This window comes from Marinovum sp. (assembly GCF_048263515.1).
Lineage (GTDB): Bacteria > Pseudomonadota > Alphaproteobacteria > Rhodobacterales > Rhodobacteraceae > Marinovum.
In genome coordinates, this window is the sequence record NZ_JBLXEC010000002.1 from 286,537 (window position 1) to 308,794 (window position 22,258).

Annotated in this window: 24 protein-coding genes and 1 other RNA gene; 19 read left to right on the top strand and 6 right to left on the bottom strand. The window is 67.3% G+C overall.

The window, feature by feature from the left end:
* Positions 1 to 57 precede the first annotated feature (57 nt).
* Both ACN0SE_RS03860 and ACN0SE_RS03865 read left to right on the top strand, forming a co-directional pair.
* Entirely contained in the window at positions 58 to 1,107 is a 1,050-nt protein-coding gene (locus tag ACN0SE_RS03860; protein WP_417523165.1) for a Glu/Leu/Phe/Val family dehydrogenase, read from the top strand.
* A gap of 105 nt (positions 1,108 to 1,212) precedes the next feature.
* Positions 1,213 to 1,956 carry a HisA/HisF-related TIM barrel protein gene (locus ACN0SE_RS03865; RefSeq protein WP_417523166.1) on the top strand — a complete coding sequence of 248 codons (744 nt, stop codon included), beginning with the start codon at positions 1,213 to 1,215 and terminating at the stop codon, positions 1,954 to 1,956.
* A 207-nt stretch (positions 1,957 to 2,163) separates the two neighbouring features.
* On the opposite strand, the gene ACN0SE_RS03870 is transcribed toward ACN0SE_RS03865, so the two are convergent.
* Positions 2,164 to 2,856 carry a metal-dependent hydrolase gene (locus tag ACN0SE_RS03870; RefSeq protein ID WP_417523167.1) on the bottom strand — a complete coding sequence of 231 codons (693 nt, stop codon included), beginning with the start codon at positions 2,854 to 2,856 and terminating at the stop codon, positions 2,164 to 2,166.
* A gap of 131 nt (positions 2,857 to 2,987) precedes the next feature.
* Between ACN0SE_RS03870 and ACN0SE_RS03875 the strand changes: the two genes are divergently transcribed.
* The 7 genes from ACN0SE_RS03875 (at position 2,988) to rpmG (ending at position 7,676) form a co-directional block, all read left to right on the top strand.
* The gene (locus ACN0SE_RS03875) at positions 2,988 to 3,638 is read left to right on the top strand and encodes a hypothetical protein (protein ID WP_417523168.1); all 651 of its coding nucleotides are present in this window, start codon (positions 2,988 to 2,990) and stop codon (positions 3,636 to 3,638) included.
* A 37-nt stretch (positions 3,639 to 3,675) separates the two neighbouring features.
* A complete protein-coding gene (gene gatC, locus ACN0SE_RS03880; protein WP_417523169.1) occupies positions 3,676 to 3,963 on the top strand; it encodes an Asp-tRNA(Asn)/Glu-tRNA(Gln) amidotransferase subunit GatC in 288 nt (95 codons plus the stop codon).
* Complete coding sequence (gene gatA, locus ACN0SE_RS03885; protein WP_417523170.1) at positions 3,963 to 5,450, top strand: Asp-tRNA(Asn)/Glu-tRNA(Gln) amidotransferase subunit GatA; 1,488 nt, start codon at positions 3,963 to 3,965, stop codon at positions 5,448 to 5,450. Before gatC ends, gatA begins: the two co-directional genes overlap by 1 nt.
* A 34-nt stretch (positions 5,451 to 5,484) precedes the next feature.
* The gene (locus ACN0SE_RS03890) at positions 5,485 to 6,165 is read left to right on the top strand and encodes a hypothetical protein (RefSeq protein WP_417523171.1); all 681 of its coding nucleotides are present in this window, start codon (positions 5,485 to 5,487) and stop codon (positions 6,163 to 6,165) included.
* Between the two features lie 75 nt (positions 6,166 to 6,240).
* The gene (locus ACN0SE_RS03895) at positions 6,241 to 6,864 is read left to right on the top strand and encodes an N-acetylmuramoyl-L-alanine amidase (protein WP_417523256.1); all 624 of its coding nucleotides are present in this window, start codon (positions 6,241 to 6,243) and stop codon (positions 6,862 to 6,864) included.
* An 11-nt stretch (positions 6,865 to 6,875) separates the two neighbouring features.
* Positions 6,876 to 7,276, top strand: an RNA gene (gene rnpB, locus ACN0SE_RS03900) — RNase P RNA component class A.
* 232 nt (positions 7,277 to 7,508) lie between these two features.
* The gene (gene rpmG, locus ACN0SE_RS03905; RefSeq protein ID WP_417523172.1) at positions 7,509 to 7,676 is read left to right on the top strand and encodes a 50S ribosomal protein L33; all 168 of its coding nucleotides are present in this window, start codon (positions 7,509 to 7,511) and stop codon (positions 7,674 to 7,676) included.
* Positions 7,677 to 7,931: 255 nt separating this feature from the next.
* Here rpmG and ACN0SE_RS03910 read toward each other — a convergent pair whose 3' ends face one another.
* Both ACN0SE_RS03910 and ACN0SE_RS03915 read right to left on the bottom strand, forming a co-directional pair.
* Positions 7,932 to 8,672, bottom strand: a complete 741-nt coding sequence (locus ACN0SE_RS03910; protein WP_417523173.1) for a Bax inhibitor-1 family protein — start codon at positions 8,670 to 8,672, stop codon at positions 7,932 to 7,934.
* 140 nt (positions 8,673 to 8,812) lie between these two features.
* Positions 8,813 to 9,019 (bottom strand): DUF1127 domain-containing protein, encoded by a 207-nt coding sequence (locus ACN0SE_RS03915; protein ID WP_417523174.1) that lies wholly within the window; start codon positions 9,017 to 9,019, stop codon positions 8,813 to 8,815.
* Between the two features lie 120 nt (positions 9,020 to 9,139).
* Here ACN0SE_RS03915 and ACN0SE_RS03920 point away from each other — a divergent pair, with 120 nt between their 5' ends.
* The gene (locus tag ACN0SE_RS03920; RefSeq protein WP_417523257.1) at positions 9,140 to 9,994 is read left to right on the top strand and encodes a LysR family transcriptional regulator; all 855 of its coding nucleotides are present in this window, start codon (positions 9,140 to 9,142) and stop codon (positions 9,992 to 9,994) included.
* 15 nt (positions 9,995 to 10,009) lie between these two features.
* Here the strand turns inward: ACN0SE_RS03920 and ACN0SE_RS03925 are convergent, their stop codons facing one another.
* Complete coding sequence (locus tag ACN0SE_RS03925; RefSeq protein WP_417523175.1) at positions 10,010 to 10,969, bottom strand: NADPH:quinone oxidoreductase family protein; 960 nt, start codon at positions 10,967 to 10,969, stop codon at positions 10,010 to 10,012.
* A 324-nt stretch (positions 10,970 to 11,293) separates the two neighbouring features.
* Here ACN0SE_RS03925 and ACN0SE_RS03930 point away from each other — a divergent pair, with 324 nt between their 5' ends.
* The 4 genes from ACN0SE_RS03930 (at position 11,294) to ACN0SE_RS03945 (ending at position 14,385) form a co-directional block, all read left to right on the top strand.
* Positions 11,294 to 11,671, top strand: a complete 378-nt coding sequence (locus tag ACN0SE_RS03930) for a helix-turn-helix domain-containing protein (protein ID WP_417523176.1) — start codon at positions 11,294 to 11,296, stop codon at positions 11,669 to 11,671.
* 50 nt (positions 11,672 to 11,721) lie between these two features.
* Positions 11,722 to 12,516: a histidinol-phosphatase gene (gene hisN, locus ACN0SE_RS03935; protein WP_417523177.1), complete on the top strand. Its 795-nt coding sequence runs from the start codon at positions 11,722 to 11,724 to the stop codon at positions 12,514 to 12,516.
* Positions 12,517 to 12,622: 106 nt separating this feature from the next.
* Positions 12,623 to 13,957, top strand: a complete 1,335-nt coding sequence (locus ACN0SE_RS03940) for an 8-oxoguanine deaminase (protein ID WP_417523178.1) — start codon at positions 12,623 to 12,625, stop codon at positions 13,955 to 13,957.
* Complete coding sequence (locus tag ACN0SE_RS03945; protein ID WP_417523179.1) at positions 13,954 to 14,385, top strand: CAP domain-containing protein; 432 nt, start codon at positions 13,954 to 13,956, stop codon at positions 14,383 to 14,385. The genes ACN0SE_RS03940 and ACN0SE_RS03945 overlap by 4 nt, the downstream gene beginning before the upstream one ends.
* Positions 14,386 to 14,583: 198 nt before the next feature.
* On the opposite strand, the gene guaD is transcribed toward ACN0SE_RS03945, so the two are convergent.
* Positions 14,584 to 15,876 carry a guanine deaminase gene (gene guaD / locus ACN0SE_RS03950; protein ID WP_417523180.1) on the bottom strand — a complete coding sequence of 431 codons (1,293 nt, stop codon included), beginning with the start codon at positions 15,874 to 15,876 and terminating at the stop codon, positions 14,584 to 14,586.
* Positions 15,877 to 16,016: 140 nt separating this feature from the next.
* Between guaD and mgtE the strand changes: the two genes are divergently transcribed.
* The 5 genes from mgtE (at position 16,017) to ACN0SE_RS03975 (ending at position 21,514) form a co-directional block, all read left to right on the top strand.
* Positions 16,017 to 17,408, top strand: coding sequence for a magnesium transporter (mgtE, locus tag ACN0SE_RS03955; protein WP_417523181.1), 1,392 nt, complete (start codon positions 16,017 to 16,019; stop codon positions 17,406 to 17,408).
* On the top strand, positions 17,405 to 17,974 hold the full coding sequence (locus ACN0SE_RS03960) for a 5-formyltetrahydrofolate cyclo-ligase (RefSeq protein ID WP_417523182.1): 570 nt from the start codon (positions 17,405 to 17,407) through the stop codon (positions 17,972 to 17,974). Before mgtE ends, ACN0SE_RS03960 begins: the two co-directional genes overlap by 4 nt.
* 56 nt (positions 17,975 to 18,030) lie before the next feature.
* Positions 18,031 to 18,444: an OsmC family protein gene (locus ACN0SE_RS03965; protein ID WP_417523183.1), complete on the top strand. Its 414-nt coding sequence runs from the start codon at positions 18,031 to 18,033 to the stop codon at positions 18,442 to 18,444.
* A 373-nt stretch (positions 18,445 to 18,817) separates the two neighbouring features.
* The gene (locus ACN0SE_RS03970) at positions 18,818 to 19,633 is read left to right on the top strand and encodes a TIGR00282 family metallophosphoesterase (protein WP_417523184.1); all 816 of its coding nucleotides are present in this window, start codon (positions 18,818 to 18,820) and stop codon (positions 19,631 to 19,633) included.
* Positions 19,634 to 19,723: 90 nt separating this feature from the next.
* Complete coding sequence (locus ACN0SE_RS03975) at positions 19,724 to 21,514, top strand: SLC13 family permease (RefSeq protein WP_417523185.1); 1,791 nt, start codon at positions 19,724 to 19,726, stop codon at positions 21,512 to 21,514.
* On the opposite strand, the gene ACN0SE_RS03980 is transcribed toward ACN0SE_RS03975, so the two are convergent.
* Entirely contained in the window at positions 21,505 to 22,239 is a 735-nt protein-coding gene (locus tag ACN0SE_RS03980; RefSeq protein WP_417523186.1) for a glutamine amidotransferase, read from the bottom strand. The genes ACN0SE_RS03975 and ACN0SE_RS03980 overlap by 10 nt on opposite strands.
* Positions 22,240 to 22,258: the final 19 nt, after the last annotated feature.

Below are 22,258 nucleotides of genomic sequence, written 5' to 3' on the forward strand. Positions count from 1 at the left end.
TGGTGAGTTTTTGCGCCACGCCCGCGGTAAGATTCGCTCAAACAGGAGGAGAGAGCCATGTTGACCCGGATCGATTGCACCACCCATGAAGAGGTCTACCGCGTGACCGACCGCGACAGCGGCCTCGAGGGGCTGATCGCGGTGCATTCCACCCAGGCTGGCCCCGCCGCCGGCGGGCTGCGGATGCGGGTCTATGCCGGCTTTGACGAGGCGCTGGCCGATGTGCTCGCCCTGTCGCGCGGGATGACCTACAAGAACGCCGCCGCCGGCCTGCCGCTGGGCGGAGGCAAGGCGGTGATCCTCGGCGATCCCCGCAGCGACAAGACAGAGGCCCTTCTGCGCGCCATGGGCCGCGCGGTCGAGGCGCTGCAGGGCCGCTACTGGACGGCCGAGGACATGGGCATGACGCCCGCCGATCTGAAGGTGCTGTCGTCGGAGACCAAATTCGTCGCCGGCCTGGCCGACGGCCCCTTTGCCAGCGGCGATCCCTCGCCGATCACCGCGCAGGGCGTGTTCAACGCGCTGAAGATCGGCGCGGCGCGGCAGTTCGGCAGCAGCGACCTGTCGGGCAAGCGCGTGGCGGTGCAGGGGCTGGGCCATGTCGGCTGGTACCTCTGCGAGCTGCTGGCCAAGGCCGGCGCGCAGCTGATCGTCGCCGATACCGTGGCGGCGCGGGTCGAGGAGGCGCGGGTGGCCTTTGGCGCCGAGGTCGCCGCACCCGATGCGATCCACCGGGTCGCGGCCGATGTCTTTGCGCCCTGCGCCATCGGCGGCATCCTCAACGGCCAGACCGTGCCGGAGCTGAGGGCCGCGATGGTCTGCGGCGCGGCCAACAACCAGCTGGCCAATGACGCGGCGGCGGATGCGCTGCAGGCGCGCGGCATCCTCTACCTGCCGGATTACGTCGCCAACGGCGGCGGCATCATCAATGTCGCGACCGAGATCCTGCGGATCGAGGCGCGCGAGAGCTATGTCGCCGAGCGCCTGTCGCAACTCGAGACCACCATGCGCGGCATCCTCGATGCCGCCGCGCGCCAGGACACCAGCCCGGCGCATGTGGCCGATGCCACCATCGAACAGGGCATGGCGCTGCGCCGCGCCGGCTGAGCCCGGCACCCGCAGGTCGAAATCGAGTGAAAGAGCGCCGCGTTTCGCGCGGCGTTCGCCCGATCCCCCGCCTAATGCTATAGTCATGCGGCAAGGAGGGGTGTCATGCAGCTTTATCCGACCATCGAACTTCAGAACGGCCAGCCGGTCAGCCTGTATCGCGGGCGGCTCGAGGAGCCACAGATCTGGCACCTCGACCCGCGCGACTGCGTGCGCGGCTTTGCCCATGCCGGGGCCGAGTGGATCCATGTCACCGATTTCGACGCCGTTGCCGGCCAGGCGCCGCAGGACGCGCTGCTGCAGGAGCTGATCCTCGCGGCCGAGGCGCCGCTGCAGGTCGGCGGTGGCGTGCGCTCGCGCGAGCGGATCGAACAGCTGCTCGACATGGGGGTTGGCCGGGTGGTGATCGGCACCGCGGCGCTGAACCAGCCCGACCTGGTGCATGAGGCGGCGAAATATCACCCCGACCAGATCGTGCTGGCGGTCGATGTCTATCAGGGCCGGGTGATGACCCATGGCTGGCGCGAGACCTCGGCCTTTGCGCCCGGCGATTTCATCGACCATTTCAAGGGCGATCCGCTGGCGGCGATCATGGTGACCGATATCGACAGCGATCTGAGCGACGCCGAGGCGTCCCTGGCGCTGGTCACCGACCTTGCGGCACAATCGCGCCATCCGGTGATTGCCAGCGGGCTGGTGCGGACGCTCGACGACCTGGCGCGGCTGAAATACGTGCGCAATGTCGCGGGGGCTGTGGTGGGACGGGCCTTGTTCAACAAGAGCGTGGATCTGGGCGAGGCTCTGGCCCTGGCGGCCGCGCCGGTGGAGGAGGTGGCGGGGTTCTTGTGAGGATGTGTGTGGCCCGGCGGTGGTGGGTTCGAAACCCACCCTACGGGGTATGGTGAGGCCGTTAGGTGCGGCGGGGCGGTGGGTTGAAAACCCACCCTACGCGGGAGGGTGTGACCGTTCAGGTGCGGCGGGTTGAAAACCCACCCGTCGCATTTGGCGTAGGGTGGGTTTGCAACCCACCGATACCCCATCAGAAATGCGCCGCCATCAAAGCTCGATCGGATCGAGCAGCTCCGGCTCGATGACCTTCACGCCGGGCAGACCGTCTTTCATCTCCTGTGCCGATTGTTCGAGGATCGGGAAGGTCTTGTAGTGGCAGGGGATCACGGTCTTGAAGTCGAAGTAGCGCCTGGCGGCATAGGCGGCGGCCTTCATGTCCATGGTGAAATGGCCCCCGGCCGAGAGGATGCCGATCTGCGGCTTGTGGTAGTCGCCCATCCACTCCATGTCGGCCATGATCGTGGTGTCGCCTGAGAGGTAGATCACCTTGCCTTCGGCCTCGATCATGTAGCCCACCTCGCTGCCGGCGGCCCGAGGGCCGGTGTCGGAGCTGAAGGTGGAGCTGTGCGAGGCGGGCACCATGGTCAGCCTGACGCCCGCGGCCTCGACCGTGCCGCCCTTGTTGAAGCCGATGGTCTCGATGCTCTCGGTCTCGGCCCAGTGGCTCATCACGTCGTATTGGCCGATCACCGGGATCTCGAGCCTGCGGGCCAGCGGCATCACGTCGACCACATGGTCGGAATGGCAATGGGTGAGCAGGATATGCGTGGCGCCCGAGGTGGCCTCTTCGTGCCGGTCCTCGTCGAGCATCGGGTTGCCGGTGAGCCAGGGGTCGATGAGAATCCGCGCCTCGCCGCTTTCGAGGCGGAAGGACCCGTGACCAAGCCAAATGAGCAACATCTGTGAACTCCCTTGTGGTTTGGGCAGAGCCTAGCATGATCGGGGCGGTCGTCCAGATGGCGGAGGCTGGGAGCGAGGGGCCAGCCCCTCGCGCTCCCCGAGGGTATTTTCAGCAAGAGGAAGGGGCAGGGGTGGATTGGCGACAGGCGGTGGACGGCTATTGCGAGCGGGTGGGGTCGGGGCTCTGGGCGGAGCCTTTGAATGCGGTGACGAACCTCGGCTTCGTGCTGGTGGCGCTCTGGCTCTGGCCGCGGGTGACAGGATGGGCGCGGGGGCTGTGTGTCGTGCTGGCGTTGATCGGTCTGGGGTCGGGGCAGTTTCACACCTTTGCCGAGGCCTGGGCCGGGGTGGCGGATGTGCTGCCGATTGCGGTCTTCGTGCTGGTCTATGTCTACCTGGCCAACCGGGAGTTCTGGGGCCTGCCGGTCTGGGCTTCGGTGCTTGGGGTGGGGGTGTTCTTTCCCTATGCGGCCCTGGTGGTGTGGGTCCTGGGGCCTGTGCCAGTGATTGGCGGGTCGGCGGCTTACGTGGCGGTGGCGTTGTTGATCGGGCTTTATGCCGTGGCGCTGCGCAGACGGCTGCCGGAGGTGGCGGGCGGATTGGCGCTGGGGGCGGCGGTGCTGGCGGTCTCGATCACCTTTCGGGCGCTGGACGCGCCGCTCTGTGATGTCTGGCCGATCGGCACGCATTTCCTCTGGCATCTGCTCAATGCGGTGATGCTGGGCTGGATGATCGTGGTTTACCACCGGCATATGGTTGCGGGCGGCGGGGCGGGGCGGTAAAGCCCTTGCCAGACCTGAATGGATTGGGAGCGACCCGATGTCGATCGATCAAGGCACCGCCGCCAAGGTGGCGAAACTGGCCCGCATCCGCGTGGACGAGAAGGACCTGCCGGCGCTGGCGCAGGAGTTCAACAATATCCTCGGCTTCATCGAGCAGCTGGGTGAGGTTGACGTCGAGGGGGTCGAACCGATGGTCTCGGTCACGCCGATGCGGCTGAAGCGCCGCAAGGACGGGGTGACGGACGGTGGCCAGCAGGACAAGGTCCTGTCGAATGCGCCGGATGCGCGGGAAGGCTTCTTTGCAGTGCCGAAGGTGGTTGAGTGATGTCTGAGCTGAATGGAATGAAGATCGCCGAGGCGCGCGACGCGCTGCGCAAGGGCGATGTCACAAGTGTCGAACTGACCGAGGCCTGCCTCGCGGCGATCGAGGGCGCGGATGCGCTCAACGCCGTGGTGCACAAGACGCCGGAGATCGCGCTGGAGCAGGCGCGCGCCGCAGATGCGCGGATCAAGGCCGGCGACGCGCCCGACATGTGTGGCATTCCGCTGGGCATCAAGGACCTGTTCTGCACCAAGGGCGTGGCCTCGCAGGCGGCTTCGAGGATCCTCGACGGCTTCAAGCCCGAGTATGAGAGCACAGTGACCCGACAGCTGTTCGACTCCGGCGCGGTGATGCTGGGCAAGCTCAACATGGACGAATTTGCCATGGGCTCGTCGAACGAGACCTCGACCTATGGCAATGCGGTCAACCCGTGGAAGCGCGGCAATGACGACGCGCAGCTGACGCCCGGCGGCTCGTCCGGTGGTTCGGCCAGCGCCGTGGCGGCGGACCTTTGCCTCGCCGCCACCGGCACCGACACCGGCGGCTCGATCCGCCAGCCGGCGGCCTTCACCGGCATCACCGGCATCAAGCCCACCTATGGCCGCTGCTCGCGCTGGGGCATCGTCGCCTTTGCCTCGTCGCTCGACCAGGCCGGTCCGATGACCAAGGACGTGCGCGACGCCGCCATCATGCTGGAAGCGATGTGCGGCCACGACCCGATGGACAGCACCTCGGCCGACCTGGCGGTGCCGAACTTCGAGGCGATGCTGACCGGCGACATCAAGGGCAAGAAGATCGGCATTCCGCGCGAATACCACATGGACGGCATGCCCGACGAGATCGAGGCCCTCTGGGCCGAAGGCCGCCGCATGCTGGCCGATGCCGGGGCCGAGATCGTCGACATCTCGCTGCCGCACACCAAATACGCGCTGCCCACATACTACGTGATCGCGCCCGCCGAGGCGTCTTCCAACCTCGCGCGCTATGACGGCGTGCGGTATGGCCGCCGGGCGCAGTTGGCGCAGGGCGACGGCATCACCGAGATGTACGAGAAGACCCGCGCCGAAGGCTTCGGCCACGAGGTACAGCGGCGGATCATGGTCGGGACCTATGTGCTTTCGGCCGGGTTCTACGACGCCTATTACAACCGCGCCCGCAAGGTGCGGACGCTGATCAAACGCGACTTCGAAGAGGCCTTTGCCCAAGGGGTGGACGCCATCCTGACGCCGGCAACCCCGTCTGCGGCCTTCGGCCTGGGCGAGATGAAGGACACCGACCCGGTGCAGATGTACCTCAACGACGTCTTCACCGTGACCGTGAACCTCGCCGGACTGCCCGGCATCTCGGTGCCCGCCGGCACCAATGCCCAGGGGCTGCCGCTGGGGCTGCAGCTGATCGGCCGGCCCTGGGAAGAGGGCGACCTGCTGAATTGCGCCTACGCGCTGGAGCAGGCGGCGGGTTTTGTTTCCAAGCCGGCGAAATGGTGGTAAGCCACCGCGAACGAGCAGGTATGAGGCCCGAAGCATGCGTTTTTTGCTGATGAGTGTGGCGCTGGGCGCGCTGGGTGGTCTGTCGGCCTGTGCTCCGGCCGTGCCGGACAGCGGTGCCGGTGTGGGGTTCGACCGCGTCGACCAGGAGCGGACGGCGCGGCTGGAACGCGACCTCAGGCTCGAAGGTGCAGCGCCGGTCACCACCATGTCGCTCGACGGCGAACCGGTGGATGACGAGTCGCGCCGGGCGGCAGCGATCAATTCCGGCGTGGCGCCGCTGCAGGCCAGCCCCGACAACCCGCCGCCCGCGGTGACCGATGCCTCCGGCATCAGCCGCGAGCAGGATTTCCAGGCGGTGTCGGGCGAGCGTGACATCCAGGACGATGCCGCCCGGCTGCGCGAGGCGCAGTCGCAATACCGCGTGGTGGCGGTGACCGATCTGCCGACCCGCGAGGGCAGCGACAGGCCCAATATCGTGGCCTTCGCCCTGCAGACAAACAACCCGGTCGGCACCGCGATCTACAAGCGCTCGTCGCTGAATTCCCAGGCCAAGCACCAGCGCAATTGTGCCAGCTTTGCCAGCCCGGACCTGGCGCAGGAGGATTTCCTCGCCAATGGCGGGCCCGAGAAGGACCGCAAGGCGCTGGATCCGGATGGCGACGGCTTTGCCTGTTCCTGGGATCCGCGGCCCTTCCGCCGGGTGCGGGGCGGCTGATCCTTGCGCGACCCGCAGGCGCTCTGGCATCCCTCGCCCAATTGCGGGGCGCGGCGCGGCGGGGTGCGCCCCGACATGGTGGTGCTGCATTACACCGCCATGGCCGAGACCGTCGCCGCGCGTGACTGGCTCTGCAACCCCGAGGCCGAGGTCTCGGCGCATTACCTGATTTCGACCACCGGCGATCTGATCCAGATGGTGGACGAGGACCAGCGCGCCTGGCATGCCGGGGCAGGGCGCTGGGGCGCGGTGACGGACGTCAATTCCCGCTCGATCGGCATAGAGATCACCAACACCGGCGCACAGCCCTTCTCCGAGCCGCAGATGGCCTGCCTCGAGGCTTTGCTGCCACGGGTTCTGGCGCGCTGGCAGATCGCGCCAGAGCGTGTCATCGGCCATTCCGACATGGCCCCGGGCCGCAAGCAGGACCCCGGCCGCCGCTTCGACTGGCGCCGCCTGGCGCTGCGGGGCCTCGCCATCTGGCCGGAGCCTGCACCAGAGGCCCCAGCGCCTTCCAGCTTCCGCCAACTGGCCGCCACGGCCGGCTACACCGCCGAGGTCTCCGACGAGACCCTGCTCGACGCCTTCCGCGCCCGCTTCCGCCCCTGGGCGCTTGAGCCTCTCTCTTCCGAGGACATGGCGCTGCTCTCGGGACTGGCCGCACGCTTTCCCGTTGACCGCAGGACCGCCAGCGCCTAGATGCGCCTAGCGCGGAAGGCTGGATGGCCGCGGGGCGGCGACGTCCCGAGGAAAGTCCGGACTCCCTGAAGCAACGGTGCCGGGTAACGCCCGGGCGGGGCAACCCGACGGATCAGCGCCACAGAGAACAGACTACCCCGGCCGGCAACGGTTCGGGGGAAAGGTGAAACGGTGGAGTAAGAGCCCACCGGGAGGCTGGCAACAGTCTCCGCAAGGCAAGCCCCACCGGGAGCAATGCCAAATAGGGGCCTCGCGCGCGGTTGATCCTTTCGGGGATATCGGCGCAGGGATGCTTCAGCCCGAGAGGCCCGGGTTGGCAGCTGGAGGTGCAGGGGTAACCCTGTGCCAAGAGGAATGGTCATCACCGGTCGCAAGACCGGAACAGAATCCGGCTTACAGGCCTTCCGCGCAATCCTCTGACAGGGGACCGACCCCCTGTCTTCCTCTTGCCGAAAATACCCTCGGGGGAGGCCGCAGGCCGGGGGCAGAGCCCCCGATCGGCGCTTTGACACCGGGAAATGCGGCCTGTCGCAGAAAGCGCGAGAAAACCGCTTGACTCAGGGCCGCAGCCGGGTAGAAGGCGACCTTCATAGAGATTTTCGAGTGCGCGATGGCCCCGGCCCGCGCCACGCAGGAGACGAGACATGGCGAAGCCGACCACCATCAAGATCCGCCTGAATTCGACCGCGGGCACCGGCCACTTCTACGTGACCAAGAAGAATGCGCGGACGATGACCGAGAAGATGACGCAGCGCAAGTACGACCCCGTCGTGCGCAAGCACGTCGAGTACAAGGAAGGCAAGATCAAGTAAGCGATCTGCCTGACGGACCTTGAAGACGCCGCGCCGCCCCATGGGCCGCGCGGCGTTTTTCGTTCTGCGGGGGCTCATCCGCCCTGGCGGGCGTCCTCGCCGCCTGCGCCCGGCTGACAGGGCCTCTGGGCGGCCGTCCGGGGTGTCAACTGGCGTCTCTCCCCAGCGCCACTCTCAACGCCACTCCAGCCCCCGCCAAAACAAAAGGGCCGGTCAGATGACCGGCCCTTGTTTCTCTGTCCTGGCAGGCGCGCGTTACTCGCGATTGCCCATCAGCTGCAGCAGGAACATGAACATGTTGATGAAGTCGAGGTACAGGTTCAGCGCACCCATGATTGCCGCCTTGCCCATCCACTCGGCATCGCCATTGTGGGCGTGGGCGAGATAGGTGTTCTTGATGTTCTGCGTGTCATAAGCCGTCAGGCCGGCGAAGATCAGCACACCGAGGATCGAGATCGCGAACATGATCGCGGGCGAACCCAGGAAGATGTTGATGATCGAGGCCACCAGCAGGCCGATCACGCCCATGATCAGGAACGAACCCCAGCCCGAGATGTCCTTCTTGGTGGTGTAGCCGAACAGGCTCAGACCGGCAAAGGCGATCGAGGTCACCAGGAAGACCTGGGCGATCGAGAAGCCGGTGAAGGCCACGAAGATCCAGCTGAGCGAGAGGCCCATCACCGCCGCGAAGGCAAAGAAGAACAGCTGCGCGCCGGCGGCGGACAGCTTGTTGATCATCGCGCCGAAGGCGAAGACCATGATCAGCGGCGCGAACATGATAATCCAGCCGAGGATGTTCGGCTGCAGGGTGGCGGGGTCACGGAACACGGCCAGCAGCTGCGGGCTTGTGCCGACGGCCCATGCCACCGCGAAGGTGAGCAGCATGCCGATCGACATGGTCCCGTAGACCTTGTTCATGTGAGCGCGCAGGCCCTCGTCAATCTGGGCGGCGCGGGCGCCTGCCGCAGACGTCCGGATTGTGTTGTAGTCAGCCATCGAAGTCCTCCGAAAAAGATCAGGTGGCACGCGAATGCGGGCCGTCCCCCTGAATATTGGCGGAACGGCCGTGATTTTCAAGATCGTTGAAGCGGGGATTCGACGTGTTTTGCGGCTGTTGCACCGATTGTGGCTCTCGCTCAGCGAGACCAGTGTGCCGGAACGTCCCAAATCGGTTTGTCAGCCTCGCGCAGCGCCTCGTCGCGGCTGAGCCCCAGATCGTCGAGCCGGCTTGCGTCGAGCCGGGCCAGCGCCCGGCGCTGACGATGAAGCGCCAGCAGATCGGCGAGGCGGGGCAGGGACAGGCCGCGGCGGCGGCTGTGCGGGATGTGAAGGATATGTGCCATGGGGCTCTCCGTGCTTTCTTGATGATTGGGGCCTGACGTATTTTGTCTCTTGATACATAGGTCAGAGCGACACATAGTGAAAACGAATGTTCTTGATCCCTCACATCACGGAGTCTGATGATCATGCGCAATCTTGACGTGACCGTGCTGCGCAGCTTCGTGGCCGTGGCCCAGACCGGCGGCGTGACCCGCGCGGCGGGCTTTCTCAACCTGACGCAATCGGCGGTTTCGATGCAGCTCAAGCGGCTCGAAGAGCTGCTGGGCCTCGAGCTGCTCGACCGCTCGGCGCGGCAGATCGGGCTGACGGCCTCTGGCGAGCAGCTCCTGGGCTATGCGCGGCGCATGGTCGAGCTCAACGACGAGGCCTTTGCCAGGCTCACCCACGAGGAGTTCTCGGGCGAGATATCCCTCGGGGTGCCTTATGACATCGTCTACCCGGTGGTGCCGCGGGTGCTGCAGCGTTTCGCGGTCGAGATGCCGCGGGTGCGGGTCAACCTGGTGACCGGCAATACCCGCGCGCTCAAGGATGACTTCGCCCGCGGCGCGGTCGACCTGATCCTGACCACGGAAAGCGAGGTCGACAGCGGCGGCGAGACGCTGACCGAGATCGCCCTGCGCTGGATCGGCGCGCCGGGGGGGCAGGCCTGGCGGCAGCGGCCGCTCAACCTCGCCCAGGCGCGGGTCTGCGCCTTTCGTCCCGGCGTGGTCGACCGGCTGGATGCGGCGGGGATCGACTGGATCTCGACGGTCGAGACCGACAGCGACCGCACCGTCGAGGCTACGGTCAGCGCCGATCTGGCGGTGACCGCCTTGCTAGAGGGGACCGCGCCCAAGGTGCTGGTGGAACTGCCGCAGGGCTGCGACCTGCCGGACCTCGGCAGCTACAAGATCAACCTCTACTGTAACCGTCGCAACGGCAAGACGCCGGTGGACGTGCTGGCCGAGATGATCGAACAGGGCTACGACACGCTGTGACGGCGCGGGTAGCGGTCAGATCGTGACCACCACCTTGCCGGTGGACTTGCGGTCGCGCAGCAGCTGCATCGCCCGGCCGGCCTCTTCCAGCGGCAAGGCGTGGCTGACATGCGGGGTGATGCGCCCGTCGCGGTGCCATTCCATCAGGGTTTTCATCGAATCGGCAACCACTTGCGGTTTGAACTTGAGGTAGCCGCCCCAGTAGAGCCCGAGAACCGAGAGGTTCTTGACCAGCAGGTGGTTCGACTTGATCTGCGGCACCTCGCCACTGGCAAAGCCGATCGGCAGCAGCCGCGCTTCGGGGTTGCAGGCGCGGAAGGCGGCCTTGAACTGCTCGCCGCCCACCGGGTCATAGACCACATCCGCCCCGCCAAGCGCCTTGACGTCGGCGCGCAGGTCGCAGGTGTCGCTGTCGAGCAGGTGATGCGCCCCGGCGGCGCGGGCGGCTTCGAGCTTGTCCGCCCCGCGGGCGCAGGCAATGACGGTCGCGCCCATGATCCGGCCGATCTCGACGGCGGTCAGCCCGACGCCACCGGACGCGCCCAGAACCAGCAGCGTTTCGCCCTTCTGCAGCCGCGCGCGGTAGTCCAGAGCGAGGTGAGAGGTGCCGTAGGCGATCTGGAAGGCGGCCGCATCGGTGAAACTCATCGTTTCCGGAATGGCAACGGCACGGGCGGCCTCGAAGCAGCCGAACTCGGCCAGCCCGCCATGACCGCCGAACACCGCCACCCGGTCGCCAGGCGCAAAGCCCTCGACCCCCGCTCCGAGCGCGTCGATGATGCCCGCCACCTCCATCCCGAGGGTGAAGGGCGCCTCGGGCGTATCCTGGTAGGTGCCCTTTTCCATGAGCAAATCCGCGAAGTTAAGCCCGCAGGCCGCGATCCTGACGCGGATTTCGCCGGGTTTCGGCTCCGGCATGTCGATCTCGACAAGCGCGGCCGGCGCACCGGAAGAGGCGATGTGGAATGCACGCATTTGTGTCAGATTTCCCTTGACGATTGCCCTGAGCCTTTACAGTTTCCCGCATCTGGAGCAATGTAAAGGGCGTGACATGTCGCGCCTTTGGGAGGCCCTGAGCGGTGTTTTGGTACCGCTCCACGTGTTCTGTATGTTAACCGTAAACTCTAAACGCGTTCTTTTTCCTTGCTTTCTTCATCACCTCCCATATTCTTCGTGACGCTGCAGGGGTGCACAGTCGAAATCGTCGAGCCGGGGGGATTCCCGGCCTCGTTACAGCAAAAGAATGCGCTGTCCTGCACGAGTCGTGCGGTGCGCCGCGCGAAGTGAAGGATGAATAGTATGCCACACCCCGTGGATGTTCATGTTGGCAAACGTGTCAGGCACCGTCGCTGGCTGGTCGGGATGACCCAGCAGCAACTGGCTGAACATGTCGGCATCAAATTCCAGCAGATTCAAAAGTACGAAACCGGTGCCAACCGCGTCAGCGCCTCCCGTCTTTGGGATATTGCCGATGCGCTGGACGTTCCGGTCAGTTTCTTCTTCGAAGGCATCGAGGCCGGCGACAGCGAAGCGGCACACTCGGCCGAAAGCAACGTGCCTGCCGATCTGCTGGGGGACAAGGAAGCGCTCGACCTTGTGCGATCCTACTACGCCATCCCGGAAAACCAGCGTCGGCGGCTGTTCGAGCTTGCCCGCGTGCTGAGTGACGTCGCATAACCACCCCGAGTTGCGGCGCCCGGCGCCGCGTCGAAGGGCGGAAGAGAGCGATGCAAGACAATGAGATGCGCCACCTCTGGCAGGTGGCCGATGAGATGGCCGACGCGGCGCGTGCGGCCATTTTGCCGTTTTTCAGGGGCGCGGCCCTCGGCACCGAGAACAAGGAAGCCGGCGGCTTCGACCCGGTGACCCTGGCCGACCGCGCCGCCGAACAGGCGATGCGCGACGTGCTGGCCCGGCGGCGCCCCGAAGACGGCATCCTCGGCGAGGAATTCGGCCACAGCGCCGGCAGCAGCGGGCTGACCTGGGTGCTCGATCCGATCGACGGCACCCGCGGCTTCATCAGCGGCACGCCGACCTGGGGCGTGCTGATCGCCCTCTCCGATGCCGACGGCCCGATCCTCGGCATGATCGACCAGCCCTACATCGGCGAGCGTTTTCGCGGCGGCGGCGGTGTTGCGCGGATGGACGGGCCGCAGGGCGCGCGCGACCTTGCCACCCGGCGCATCGACCAGCTCTCGGACGCGCTGCTCTTCACCACCTTCCCCGAGGTCGGCACACCCGACGAACGCGCGGCCTTTGACCGCGTCGCGGCCGAGGTCAAGCTGACCCGCTACGGCATGGACTGCTACGCCTATGCGCTGCTGGCGGCGGGGCAGGTGGACCTGGTGATCGAGGCCGGGCTCAACGCCTATGACATACAGGCGCCGATCGCGGTGATCGAGGCCGCCGGCGGCAAGGTCACCGACTGGCAGGGCAGGCCGGTGCACAACGGCGGTCAGGTGCTGGCCGCCGGCAGCGCGGCGCTGCACGCGGCAGCGATGGCGCGGCTGAGCCAGGCTTGATCTGCGCGCGCGGCCTTGCTAGCTTGCGGCAACGCCGCGCGAACTTTGCCCGTTACCGGCGCGGCGGGCTTCACCTCAGAAATGGGCGCTTTCTCTGAGGTTTCTCATGACCGAAATTCTGCTGCAACGGGCGGGCCTCGTCCTGACCATGGACGACGACAGCCGCGAGCTGGGCAACTGCGACATCCGCCTGCGCGACGGCGTGATCACCGAGATCGGCACCGGGCTGGCCAGCACCGGCGAGATCATCGACTGCCAAGGCTGCCTGGTCACGCCCGGGCTGGTGAACACCCATCACCACCTCTACCAGACCCTGACCCGCGCGGTGCCCGGCGGCCAGGATGCGCTGCTCTTCGGCTGGCTCAAGACGCTCTACCCGATCTGGGCGCGCTTCGGCCCGGAAGAGATGTTCGTCTCGGCGCAGGTGGGAGTCGCGGAACTGGCGCTCTCGGGCTGTACGATGTCATCCGATCACCTCTACCTCTATCCCAACGGCGCGCGGCTTGACGACACCATCGCCGCCGCGCGCGAGGTGGGCCTGCGCTTTCATCCCACCCGCGGCGCCATGTCGATCGGCGAAAGCGCCGGGGGGCTTCCACCCGACAGCCTTGTCGAGCAGGAACGCGCGATCCTCGACGACATGCAACGCGTCGTCGATGCCTTCCACGACCCGTCAGAGGGCGCCATGGTGCGCGTCGGCCTGGCGCCCTGTTCGCCGTTTTCGGTGAGCCGCGAGCTGATGCGCGACACCGCGCTGCTGGCGCGCGACAAGGGCGTGATGCTGCACACCCACCTGGCCGAGAACGACGAGGACATCGCCTATTCACTGGAGAAGTTCGGCTGTCGCCCGGGGCAATATGCCGAGGACCTGGGCTGGACCGGCGACGACGTCTGGCACGCCCATTGCGTGAAGCTCGACGGGGAAGAGATTGATCTCTTTGCCAGAACCCGCACCGGCGTGGCGCATTGCCCCTGCTCGAACTGTCGCCTCGGCTCTGGCATCGCGCCGGTCCGGGCGATGCGCGATGCGGGGGTGAAGGTCGGGTTCGGCGTCGACGGCTCGGCCTCGAACGACAGCGGCAACCTGGCGCTGGAGGCGCGCCAGGCCATGCTATTGCAACGGGTCTCGCGCGGCGCCGATGCCATGTCGGCCCGCGAGGCGCTGCGCATCGCCACCCGCGGCGGCGCCGAGGTGCTGGGCCGGTCCGACTGCGGCCAGGTCGCCCTCGGCAAACGCGCCGACGTCGCGGTCTGGGACATGTCCGGCGTCGAGGCGTCGGGCAGCTGGGACATGGCCGCGCTGCTGCTCGCCGGCCCGAGCCGTGTGCGCGACCTCTTCGTCGAAGGCCGCCCCGTGGTGCGGTCTGGCGCGGTGGTGTCCTTCGACCTTGGCGCGGCACTGCGGCGACAATCCGCCCTGGCAGATCGGCTGATGACATGAACCGGCGCGCCCTCATCACCGCCGGACTGGCCTTCTGCGCCCACCCCCTGAGCGCCGGCGAAGAACCCGCGCTCGCCAAGGTCAATCACCTGCGCCGACAGTCCGGCCGCGCCCCGCTGCGCTGGTCCCCGGTGCTCGAGGCGGTGGCCCAGGCCCATGCCGACGACATGGCGCAGCGCGGTTACTTCTCGCACCGGGGCGTCGACGGCGCCTCTGTCGGCGACCGGGTGCGCCGCGCCGGCTACAGCTGGTGCGCGGTGGCCGAAAACATCGCCCAAGGCCAGCGCAGCCTCGACGCTGTGCTGGCCGGCTGGCAGGGCTCACCCGGGCACCGCCGCAACATGCTGAGCGCCGCCATGGCCGAGCTCGGCGTGGCGCGGGGGCCGGGCAACACCTGGGTCATGGTCCTCGCCCGCCACGGCTGTTGAGCCCTTCAAAATGAGCGCTTCCGCGCGCTGATTTTCGCCCCGTGGCCCAGGTGACGCGCTGACCGTGACGCAGCGCCTTTGACGGGTGTTGGTGTGGCGTATTTTTCAAAGAGAAGAAGACCCTGCTGCTTCTTCTCTTTCTCAAATACGCCACACGACGCCAGCCGCCAGCGCGCCGCTGGTAACCCGGGACCGGAGCTAGGCCGTGCCGGCCACGCGTGCCCCGTTGATCCATGTGGCGCGGATCGCGCGGTCGTCGCCCATCATGATCGTCGGGAAAAGCGCCTCCCAGAGGTCTTCGGCCTCGGCCTGGCGCTGGGCGATGGCGGGTGTCGAGGCGAGGTCGAGCACGGTGATGTCGGCCGCCATGCCCGGGGCGAGATTGCCGATCTCGTGGTCGAGGTGCAGGGCGCGGGCCGAGCCTTGGGTGGCCAGCCAGATGAGTTGGGCGGCGTGCAGGGTCGTGCCGGTGAGCTGGCCGATCTCGTAGGCGGCGGCCATGGTGCGCAGCATCGAGAAGCTGGAGCCGCCGCCGGTGTCGGTGGCGAGGCCGACGCTCAGGCCGCGGGTCTTTATCGCGGCGGTGGCGAACAGGCCCGAGCCGATGAAGGTGTTGGACGTCGGGCAGTGGACCAACGCCGCGCCGGTTTCGGCCAGCCGCTCGATCTCACGCGGGGTGAGGTGGATGGCGTGGCCATAGAGACCGCGGGCGCCCAAGAGGCCATGCGCCTCGTAGGTGTCGAGGTAGTCGCGCGCCTCGGGCTGGAGGGCGCGGACCCAGGCGATCTCGTCGGTCTGTTCGCTGAGGTGGGTCTGCATCAGGCAATCGGGGTGTTCGCCCCAGAGCGCGCCCAGGGCCGCCAGTTGGTCTGGCGTCGAGGTGGGGGTGAAGCGCGGGGTGATCGCATAGTGCAACCGGTCCCGGCCGTGCCAGCGCGCGATCAGGGCCTTGCTGTCGTCATAGGCCGATTGCGCGCTGTCGCGCAGGGTGTCGGGGGCGTTGCGGTCCATGCAGGTCTTGCCGGCGATCACGCATTGGCCACGCGCCTGCGCCTCGGTGAAGAGCGCCTCGACGCTCTCGGGGTGGATGGTGCAGAAGCTGGCCATGGTTGTGGTGCCATGCGCCGCCGTCAGGTCGAGGTAGCGGCGGGCGATCTGCGCCGCATAGGCGAGATCGGAAAAGCGCGCCTCTTCCGGGAAGGTATAGGTGTTGAGCCAGTCGATCAGCCTGAGCCCCCAGCTGGCGATGATCGCGGTCTGCGGATAATGCACATGGGCGTCGACATATCCGGCGCAGATCAGGTCTTCGCCGTAGGAAACGACCTCTGCCTCGGGGTGGGCGGCGCGCAGGGTATCGGCTTCGTCCACCGCGAGGATGCGGCCCGCCTCGATCAGCACGCCGCCCTGGCGGCGCAGGGTGCAGGCTTCGCCGAAAGGCACCGCAAAGGGATCGGCGTGAAAGCTCAGGGTCTGTCCGGTAAGCAGGTGCATGGCTGTCCTTTCCGTGGCGCGCCGGCGGATCCGGTCCGGCCGGGATTTGCGCCGGCGAATTGCACCGGCGCCACTGTTGCTTTCCCATACTCTATCGTATGGTCCGCGCAAATCGTCCGATGCGCCAAGAAGGACCCGTGATGAGCGAGCAGATCGAAGAGCAGCCCGTGGTCGAGGGCGACACGGAAGACGCCTATGCGCTGGATCGCAAGGCGGTGATGGCGATCCTGCACGCGGTCGAGACCGAGGATCGCGAGGCGCTGGTTGCGGCGATGGATCCGCTGCATGCCGCCGACATCGCCGACCTTCTGGAGCAGGTCAATTCCTACGACCGGGCGCGGCTGATCCGGCTGTATGACAAGGAATTCGACGGTGACATCCTGTCGGAGCTCGACGAGGGCATCCGCGAAGAGGTGATCTCGGTCCTGAACCCGCAAGTCCTGGCCGACGCGGTCCGCGAGCTCGACAGCGACGATGTGGTCGACCTGATCGAAGACCTGGAAGAGGTGCAGCAGGAGGCGATTCTCGACGCGCTGGAAGACAGCGAGCGGGTCGCCGTCCAGCAGTCGCTGTCCTATCCCGAATATTCCGCCGGCCGCCTGATGCAGCGCGAGGTGGTGGCGGCGCCGGAACACTGGCGGGTAGGCGACGCCATCGATTTCCTGCGCTCGAGCGAGGAGCTGCCAGAGCAGTTCTATCACATCACCCTGGTTGATCCGCGGATGCATCCGGTGGGCAATGTCACCCTTGGCCGGCTGATGGGCTCGCGCCGCGAGGTGCCGCTGACCGATCTGGTGGAAGAGGTCTTTCAGGTCATTCCGGCGACGCAATACGAAGGCGACGTGGCCTATGCCTTCAACCAGTATCACCTGATCTCCGCCCCGGTGGTGGATGACGAGGGCCGGTTGGTCGGTGTGATCACCATCGACGACGCCATGGCGGTGCTCGACGAGGAGCACGAGGAAGACATCATGCGGCTGGCCGGTGTCGGCGAAGGCTCGCTGTCGGACCGGGTGATCGAAACCACCAAGCAGCGGCTTCCCTGGCTGGCGGTGAACCTGGTGACCGCGGTTCTGGCCTCGCTGGTGATCGCGCAGTTCGAGGCGGCGATCGCGCAACTGGTGGCGCTGGCGGTGCTGATGCCGATCGTGGCCTCGATGGGCGGCAATGCCGGCACGCAATCGCTGACCGTGGCGGTGCGCGCCATCGCCACCCGCGACCTGACCGGGGCCAACGTCTGGCGGGTGATCCGGCGCGAGGTGCTGGTCGGGCTGATCAACGGCGTGATCTTTGCCGTGGTGATGGGGATCGTCGGCGTGCTCTGGTTCGGCTCGCCGGCGCTGGGCTACGTGATTGCCGCGGCCATGGTGATCAACCTCGTGGTGGCCGGGCTGGCCGGCACGGTGATTCCGGTGGCGCTGGACCGTGTGGGGGTCGATCCGGCGCTGGCCTCTGGTGCGTTTGTGACCACGGTCACGGATGTGGTGGGCTTCTTTGCCTTTCTCGGGCTGGCGGTGGTGGTGTTGCTGTGAGTACGCTGGAGGACGCCAAACGCGCTGCAAGAGCGGCCGCCTTTGCCCGGCGTGAGGCCGCGCATCTGGCGGCCGGGCCGGGGCGCGCGGGGCATCTGTCGTCGCTGCTGGCCGGGCATCGCGGCGTGGCGCTGTCGGGCTACATGGCGATGCGCTCCGAGATCGATCCGCTGCCGGCGATGGAAGAGGCCGCGGCGCATGGACCGGTCTGCGTGCCGGTGATCGAGGCCAAGGGCAAGCCGCTGAAATTCGCCCTTTGGGAGCCGGGCTGCGCCATGGTCGACGGGCCTTTCGGCGCAAGCGTGCCGGCGGTGCTGGAATTCATCGAGCCGGAGATCCTGATCGTGCCGCTGGTGGCGTTTTCGCGTAGTGGCGGACGCTTGGGCTATGGCGGCGGCTTCTATGACCGCACGCTCGAGATGCTGCGCGCCAAGCGGCCCACCTTGGCGGTGGGCTTTGCCTATGGCGCCCAGGAGGACCCAGAGCTGCCGCTCGAGCCGACCGACCAGCCGCTTGACGTGATCGTGACCGAGGCCGAGGTGATCACCCCCGCAGCCAAAGATTGACGCAGGCCCCCGGCGCGCCGCAGAGTGAGACAGGCGCGCAGTCGAGGGAGGGTCGGATGTCGCGGCATGTCTCCACGGTTTTCAGCCCGATCCCGGGCACGGCAGCGGGCCTTGGCCTGACCCAGGGAGGCCGTGTTCTGGTGGCCGATCGGCCATTGGGCGTCGCCAGGGGGCAGGGGCTGGGCAGCAATGGCGCCGAGCTTCTGGCGGCTGCGTTGGGCGGGTGTTTCTGGAACGATCTGCACTATGCGGCCGAGACGGCTCAGGTGGCCGTCGAGGTGCGTGGCGTCGAGGCCGAGGTCGAACTGGCCGGCAAGCCGCCACGGGTGGTGCGCGCCCATGTGCGCGCACGGCTGGGCGGGGCGCCGGAGGCCGGGTTGCAGGCGGTTTTCGAGGCGGCGGTGGGGTCGTCGACGATAGCCAATTCGCTGACCGGGGCGTTCGATACGACGTTCGAGCGGTTGGGGTAGGGGCTCGTTGGAGCCGGCGTCGATGTCTTTGCATGGCGCGGCCTGCGCAATGTGTTCACGATTTCTGACGCCAACCGTCTCTCTTCCCCCGCCAGATCAACGCTCCGGCGCGGAATCAAGGCCGCAGGCCGCCGCGCATCGCCGGCGCGCCCCCACGCGCTGGCGATTTGGCTGACGTATGTGCTTCGCTCCGAGGTTCTCCGGATTTGGCTGGGATAAAGCGCTACCGAACTCCGGATGGATCGCCACCGCGCGCGCCGGCAACGCGCGGCTTGTGCTCTGTGACCTTGGCAGCGCTATTCCCCAACCAATTTCCCCTCTGCGGCGCATTTGCGTCTTGTGGCGGCGGCGGCGCCGATTTAGGCCCCTTGCCATGCGAATACTCTTTCTAGGCGATGTGATGGGCCGCGCCGGCCGGACTGCGGTGAGCGAGCGGCTCAAGGGCCTCAGGGCCGACTGGAAGCTCGATTTCGTCGTGATCAACGGCGAGAACGCCAGCAACGGCGCCGGGCTCAGCGCCGAACACGCGAAACTCCTGCTCGAGGCCGGGGCCGATTGCATCACGCTGGGCGACCACGCCTTCGACCAGCGCGAGATGCTGCAGTTCATCGACACCGAGCCGCGCATCCTGCGGCCACTGAACTTTGCCAAGGACGCCCCGGGCAGGGGCGCCGCGATCTTCGATGCCGGCCGTGGCCGCCGCATCCTGGTGGCGCAGGTGCTGGGCCAGGTCTTCATGAAACGCCCCTTCGACGATCCCTTCTCGGCGGTCGACGGCGTGCTGCGCAAACATCCGCGCGGCGGCCAGGTCGCTGCCAGCCTGATCGACGTGCATTGCGAGGCGACCAGCGAAAAGATGGGCATGGGCCATTTCTGCGACGGCCGCGCCAGCGTGGTGGTGGGCACCCATACCCATGTGCCGACCGGCGACGCCCAGATCCTGCCGGGTGGCACCGCCTTTCTGTCCGATGCCGGCATGTGCGGCGATTACAACTCGGTCATCGGCATGGAGAAGGCCGAGCCGATGCGCCGCTTTGTCACCGGCATGCCCAAGGCGCGCTTCAAGCCCGCCAATGAGGAAGCAACGCTCTGCGGCTTCATGGTCGAGACCGACGACCGCACCGGCGCGGCGGTTGCCGCCCACATGGTGCGCCAGGGCGGGCGGCTGCAGCAATCGGGGCCGGCGTGACACGCCGGCCGCAACCGGCCCTTGCCGCCGTCGCTCCAGGCGGTAACACTGGCCGACAGGCGCAGTAGCAGGCGCAGCAAAGGGACGATCATGGACACATTCCTGGGCTTGTCTCAGACCGGACAGGCGGTGACGGCGATGTTGGTCGTCGCGGTGATGTTCCTGCTTTTCGTGCGCGAGACCTATCCCACCGAGGTGGTGGCCATCGGCGGCGTCGCCTGCCTGCTGGCCACCGGCGTGCTGCCCTACGACCAGGCGCTCGAGGTGTTGTCGAACCCCGCGCCCTGGACCATCGCGGCAATGTTCCTGGTGATGGGGGCGCTGGTGCGCACCGGCGCGCTCGATGTGCTGACCCGCGCCGCCGAGCGCAGCGCGGAGGTCGCGCCGAAACGCGCCGTGGCGGGCACCATCCTGATGGTGATGTCGGCCTCGGCGATCATGAACAACACCCCCGTCGTGGTGGTGATGATTCCGGTGGTGGTGCGGCTTAGCCAGACGCTGGGCATGAAGGCCTCCAAGCTGTTGATCCCGCTGAGCTATGCCGCGATCATGGGTGGCTCGCTCACCCTGATCGGCACCTCGACCAACCTGCTGGTCGACGGTGTCGCCCGCGCCCAGGGGATGGAGCCCTTCGGCATCTTCGAGATCCTGCCCGTCGGCCTCGTGGTCTGTGCCACCGGTCTCGCCTTTCTCACCGTGCTGGGTCCGCGGCTGCTGCCCGACCGCGATTCGCTGGCCAACATGCTCTCGGCCGACCGCTCCAAGATGAAGTTCTTCACCGAGGCGGTGATCCCGCCCGAGTCGAACCTGGTGGGCCGCGAGGTGCTGGGCGTACAACTCTTCAAGCGCGAAGGCGTGCGGCTGATCGACGTGATCCGCGGTGACATGTCGCTGCGGCGCAACCTGCAGGGCGTCAAGCTCGAGGTCGGCGACCGCGTGGTGCTGCGCACCCAGATGACCGAGCTGATGTCGCTGCAGCGCAACAAGGAGCTCAAGCGCGTCGACCAGGTCTCGGCGGTGGAGACCACCACCGTCGAGGTGCTGATCTCGCCGGGCTGCAAGATGATCGGCCGCTCGCTGGGCGACCTGCGCCTGCGCCGGCGCTACGGCGTCTACCCGCTGGCGGTGCACCGCCGGGCACAGAACATCGGCCGCCAGCTCGACCAGATCGTCGTGCGCGTCGGCGACACCCTTCTGCTCGAAGGCGCACCGGCCGACATCCAGCGGCTGGCGGTCGACATGGACCTGGTCGATGTCTCGCAGCCCTCGGCGCGCGGCTTCCGCCGCGGCCATGCGCCGATTGCCATCGGCGCGCTCATGGGCATCGTGGTGCTGGCGGCGCTGGGCGTGGCACCGATCCTGGCGCTGGCGGTGATGGCGCTGGCGCTGGTGTTGCTGACCCGCTGCATCGATGCCGACGAGGCGTTCTCCTTTGTCGACGGCCGGCTGCTGGCGCTGATCTTCTCGATGCTGGCGGTGGGGGCGGCGCTGCAGCACTCCGGCGCGGTGGCGCTGACCGTCAATGCGCTGGCGCCCGGGCTGGCGCTCCTGCCGCCGCCCCTCGTGGTGTTCTGCGTCTTCCTGCTGACCACGATCTTCACCGAGATCGTCTCGAACAACGCCGTGGCGGTGATCATGGCACCCATCGCCATCGGCCTGGCCCAGGCCTTGGGCCTCGATCCGCGGCCGCTGGTGGTGGCGGTGATGATCGCGGCGTCTTGCGCCTTTGCCACGCCGATCGGCTATCAGACCAACACGCTGGTCTACGGTCCCGGCGGCTACAAGTTCACCGACTTCATGCGCGTCGGCATCCCGATGAACCTCGCCATCGCGGTTCTGGCCAGCCTCGCCATCCCCTTCATCTGGCCGCTTCAGCCGTAACGTTCGACAAAGCGCCGCAAGAGGATTTCCGGCTGCGTCACCTCCGCCGCATGACAGGCAGCGATCAACTCGTCGGCGGTCTCGGGCGGGAAATAGCCATGCCCGCGGTAGGTGTGGATGCGCGCCTCGAAGACCGCGCCATCGGCCTCGGGGTGGAACTGCGTCGCATAGACGTTCCGCCCGTAACGCACCATCTGAAAGGGGCAGGGGTCCGAGGCCAGCAGATGCGCACAGCCCTCGGGCAGCACCTGCAGCGCCTCCTTGTGGCCGACAAAGGCCTCGAATTCCCCCGGCAGCCCCTCGAGCAGCGGATCGCGCGCCCCGTCTTCGGTCACGCGGCAAAGCGTCGGCCCCACCGGCTCGCCATAACGCGCCTTCGACACCTCGGCGCCCAGATGCGCGCCAAGGATGCCGATGCCGTAGCAGCAGCCCATGAAGGGATGGTCGCTGCCGGTGATCGCAGGCATCAGTGACAGCACCGCCCGCTCGATCCGCGCCTCGACCTCGGACTTCGCCTCAGGTGCATCCGACACGCAGCCCGGCCCGCCTCCGACGATCACCCCGGCGAAATCTCTCGGGTCCAGACCCTTCGGCAAGGCTTCGCAATCCAGCCGGATGCGGTGACATCGGTCCGGGCTCAGCCCCGCCTTGTCGAGGATGGCAGCATATTCCCCGTCAGAAGCATCCGCCTCCGGCCTCAGCTGCAGGATCAGAAATTGCGCCATCAAGAACCCTCGCTCCACG